The 1,798-nt window shown below is 71.2% G+C and carries 1 protein-coding gene; it reads right to left on the bottom strand.

The genetic code is table 11. The features are described from left to right. Nucleotides 1-10: 10 nt before the first annotated feature. A partial coding sequence (locus FDT80_RS18785) for a tetratricopeptide repeat protein (RefSeq protein ID WP_170311945.1) occupies nt 11-1,798 on the bottom strand: 1,788 nt, incomplete at its 5' end.

Here is a 1,798-nt window from a genome sequence, read left to right as displayed (position 1 = left end):
CCAGCGCGATTTATGGTGTGTCTGGTGTGTGGTTTTGGGGGTTTGAGGTGTTTTTCCAGTGCATGAGGGTTTCCAGGGCGGCCTGCATGCGCCGGGAATGCTCGGGGCTGTCGACGAAGACCGGGTTGCGCGCCGCCTGGCGCAGGCGCGTGGCGAGGGCGGCGCGCCGGGCGGGGTCGCGCGCCAGACCCTGCGCCAGCGCCACGTATTCCGCCGGGCTGCTCGCCAGCAGCTCCTCGAACCCCAGCGCGCCGATCAGGAACTGGTCGATCGACCGCGTCGACCCGCGCCGCAGCGTCACCGGCGGCACACCGTAGATCAGCGCCAGATGCGTCATCGTCGCCCCGCCATGCGGAAACGGGTTCAGGTAGACGTCCGCGCACGACAGCGCCGCCTCGGCCTCCGCCACGCTCTGCATCATCGTGCGCAGGCTCTCGTGGCGCAGCTTCATCGAGGACCCCGCGTTCATCATCACCACATCCCCGGACCCCAGCCCCAGCGCCGCACGGTCCAGCACCGGGGTCCGGCGCGGCTGCAGCGTCGTCAGGTAGCTGATCACCGGGCCCGGAACCCGCAGCAGCCGCTCGCTGTGCTGGCTCTGCGCAACCTCCTGCGCCGGGTCGTCGCTTGCGCCCGTCAGCACCGCGTCGAACGACGGATACCCCATCGCCATCGGCAGATGCGAGTTCAGCACCACCTGCAACGGCGCCACGCGGTGATACAGCGCCACATCCATCGGCTGCACCCCGTAGGTCGTCGCATTGGCATAGAGAAACACATCGAGATCGTCGGCCAGGACCCGCGCCCGGATCCCCGACGGATCGCCCGGCAGGTCGCGACGGTGCATGATCGCCCCGTCAAAGCGCGCGTCGAACTCAGGGTCGCGGCTCACCACCCGGTCGCGGAACCCGATCGAATAGGCAAAGATCTCGTAGCGCGCGGGATCGAAGTTCCGGAAGAACGCCACGACCGCCTCGCTGTCGGGACCCTTCTCGAAGGTGCGGCACAACAGGCCGATCCGCCGCCGCTCCGGACGCTGCGAAACAGGCTCTGACAGGGCGCTTTGCGGCATCTCGGGGCGCAGCCGCCGCCGCGGCCGGCCCGTGCGCAGCGCCACATGCTCCAGCACCCGGTTGCGCGCCGCCTGCACCGCGTTCAGCGGCACGTCCACCAGCAGCAGCTGGCCCAGGTCCAGCCCCGCCACCAGCCGCAGCAACCGCCTGCGCAGGGCCGCCTGCCCGCCCGACACCGCCCCCTGCGTGGCGTCCAGCCCGTCCGCGATCCAGTCCAGCAGCCGCGCCACATGCGCCACCCAGGCCGCATCGTCGCCCGCTCGCGACAGGAACGGCGGCAGCATCGCCCATTGCAGCCACCGCTCCAGCACATCCTCCGGCAGCGCCATCGGGGCCTGCGGCAGCGCCACCCGCCAGTTCGGCACCGTCAGCATCCCCAGCATCAAGAGCCGCCGCGCCTCCTCCGCCTCCCCGCCCTCGAGCCGTCTCGAAAGGCCCGGATCAGAGCCTGTCGCCCCCGCAAGCGCCGTCAGCCCGGCCACCGCCCGCGCGGCCTGCGCGCGCTCCGCCGCATCCTGGTCCGCGAACGCCATGAACCCGGACCGCAGGTTGCGCCCGTAATCCGCGAAGAACCGATGCGCCAGCAGCTCCGAAAGCGCCGACCCCTCCGCCCCCGCAACACCCGATACCGCCCCGCGCCGCAACCCGGACAACCGCGCCGCAAACCCCCGGGGCGTCCCGCCGGCAACAACCGCCCAAGACCCCGTCAGAACATCCGCAGACAC

This window comes from Sulfitobacter sabulilitoris (assembly GCF_005887615.1).
Lineage (GTDB): Bacteria > Pseudomonadota > Alphaproteobacteria > Rhodobacterales > Rhodobacteraceae > Sulfitobacter_E > Sulfitobacter_E sabulilitoris.
The sequence above is the reverse complement of the archived record's forward strand: the minus strand, read 5'-3'. Positions and strand labels throughout refer to the sequence as shown.